At 50.5% G+C, this 2184-nt stretch carries 2 protein-coding genes and 1 pseudogene; all 3 read right to left on the bottom strand.

Annotated features, from left to right (window positions below):
* A partial coding sequence (locus tag KDK17_RS07440) for a 2Fe-2S iron-sulfur cluster-binding protein (RefSeq protein WP_257287741.1) occupies window positions 1-162 on the bottom strand: 162 nt, incomplete at its 3' end.
* A gap of 75 nt (window positions 163-237) precedes the next feature.
* Complete coding sequence (gene nrdB, locus KDK17_RS07435) at window positions 238-1368, bottom strand: class Ia ribonucleoside-diphosphate reductase subunit beta (RefSeq protein ID WP_257287740.1); 1131 nt, start codon at window positions 1366-1368, stop codon at window positions 238-240.
* Window positions 1369-1468: 100 nt separating this feature from the next.
* Window positions 1469-2184 (bottom strand): annotated as a pseudogene (locus KDK17_RS07430) (ribonucleotide-diphosphate reductase subunit alpha); the annotation flags it as partial.

The raw sequence follows: 2184 nt of genomic DNA, 5'->3' as shown, positions 1-2184 counted from the left end.
TTCCACTTCACCGGCCACCAGTTGAACCTGGCAACTGCCACAGAATCCTTCACGACACTGGTATTCAATATCCACCTTCTGTGACTCGAGCGCCTCCAGCAGGTTGAGGTCGCTTCTGGAAATGAAGCTGAAGCCATCCAGTATCTTGACGATGTTGGCCATGAGGATCTCCTGGTAAACGGTTGGCCGGGAGGCTGTCTTTACTCGTTCAGCCCCCAGTGGCCATCGTGCTATCTCTTAGAGTGAGAAGTTGCTGAAGTCATCGGTCTGGACTTCGTTATCAATCTGTCCAACCAGATAGGAGCTGACTTCCACTTCCTGAGGCGCTACCTGGACAGAGTCACTGTTCAGCCAGCTATTCATCCAGGGTAGAGGGTTCTGGCGGGGTGAGAAGGCCGGGTCAAAGCCCAGGGCAGCCATTCTCTGATTGGTGATGTATTCGACATATTGGCTGAGAATGTCCTTGTTCAAACCAATCATTGAGCCATTCTGGAACAGGTATTCAGCCCACTCTTTTTCCTGTTCAGCAGCAGCAATAAAAATTTCTCTGGCTTCTGTCCGGAGCTCAATAGCAATCTCAGCCATTTCCGGATCGTCTTTACCCTCAGCCATGATTTGCAGGATGTGCTGGGTACCGGTCAGGTGCAGGGCTTCGTCGCGGGCGATTAGTTTGATGATTTTTGCATTGCCTTCCATAGTGGAGCGCTCGGCAAAAGCAAAGCTGCAGGCAAAGCTGACGTAAAAGCGAATGGCTTCCAGAACGTTGACGGATACCAGAGTCAGGTAAAGTTTCCGCTTCAGGTCCCTGACGGAAACATGCACTTCTTTACCTTTGAGTTGGTGGGTGCCTTCACCCAGCATGTTAAGCTGGCTGATGCCTTCAATCAGGTCATCGTAGTAACGGGTGATGTCAGCCGCCCTTTTCACAATGGCCTCGTTATTGACAATGTCATCAAAAACCACGGAAGGTTCGGTGATGATGTTGCGAATGATGTGGGTGTATGAGCGAGAGTGAATGGTTTCACTAAAAGCCCAGGTCTCAATCCAGGTTTCCAGCTCAGGCAGAGAAACAATGGGTAGCAGGGCGACATTGGGTGAGCGGCCTTGCACAGAGTCCAGCAGGGTCTGATATTTAAGGTTACTCAGGAAGATATGCTTTTCATGTTCTGGCAGATGGGCAAAATCACTGCGGTCGGTCGATAAGTCCACCTCTTCCGGACGCCAGAAGAATGACAGCTGTTTTTCGATCAGTTTTTCAAAGATCGGGTGTTTTTGGACATCATAACGGGAGACGTTAACACCCCGTCCAAAAAACATAGGTTCCTGAGTGGCATTGAACTTTTCTTGGTTGAAAGTCGAGTAGCTCATGTTTTCTCTGCTTCAGGGCCAGGAAGGGCCGGCCTCGTCCAGTTGCTATTAACGCTGGTTTAAGTGGGACACTGTTCCAGTGTCCCGGTTCCGACTTTCGTCAAATTTTGCAAGCGCCGCCTGCACAGCCATCGTCAGCTTCTTCCTGACCGTCTGACGCACCATCACGAGTGTTGTGGTAGTAAAGGGTCTTCACACCTAGCTTGTAGGCCGTCAAAAGGTCTTTAAGAAGGAGCTTCATTGGCACTTTACCGCCTTCGAAACGGGCTGGATCATAGTTGGTGTTGGCCGAAATGGTCTGGTCAACAAACTTTTGCATGATCGCAACCAGCTGGAGGTAACCGTCATTACTGGTGATATTCCACAGCAGCTCATAGTTGTGACGCAGCTCTTCGAAGTCGGGTACAACCTGCTTCAGGATGCCGTCTTTGCTGGCCTTGACGCTGACAAAGCCTCGTGGTGGTTCAATACCATTGGTCGCGTTACTGATCTGTGATGAAGTCTCGGAAGGCATCAGGGCGGTCAGTGTTGAGTTACGCAGGCCGTGATTCCTGATCTCGCTGCGCAGGGCTTCCCAGTCCAGATGAAGTGCTTCGGTGCAGACTTCGTCCAGGTCCTTCTTGTAGGTATCTATCGGCAGGATGCCCCGGGAGTAGGTGGTCTCATGGAACTTGGTGCAGGTGCCTTTTTCTTTCGCCAGCTGGTTAGAGGCTTTCAGCAGGTAATACTGAATAGCTTCAAATGTTTTATGGGTCAGACCGTTGGCAGAACCATCAGAATAACGAACAGCGTTTTTAGCCAGATAATGGGCAAAGT

The sequence above is a fragment of the Endozoicomonas sp. SESOKO2 genome, from assembly GCF_024606245.1.
Lineage (GTDB): Bacteria > Pseudomonadota > Gammaproteobacteria > Pseudomonadales > Endozoicomonadaceae > Endozoicomonas_A.
The sequence above is the reverse complement of the archived record's forward strand: the minus strand, read 5'-3'. Positions and strand labels throughout refer to the sequence as shown.

What these genes read in the sequence shown, in the direction of transcription:
- nrdB (WP_257287740.1), bottom strand. Translation starts at nt 1,368, where the DNA reads ATGAGCTACTCGACTTTCAACCAAGAAAAGTTCAATGCCACTCAGGAA.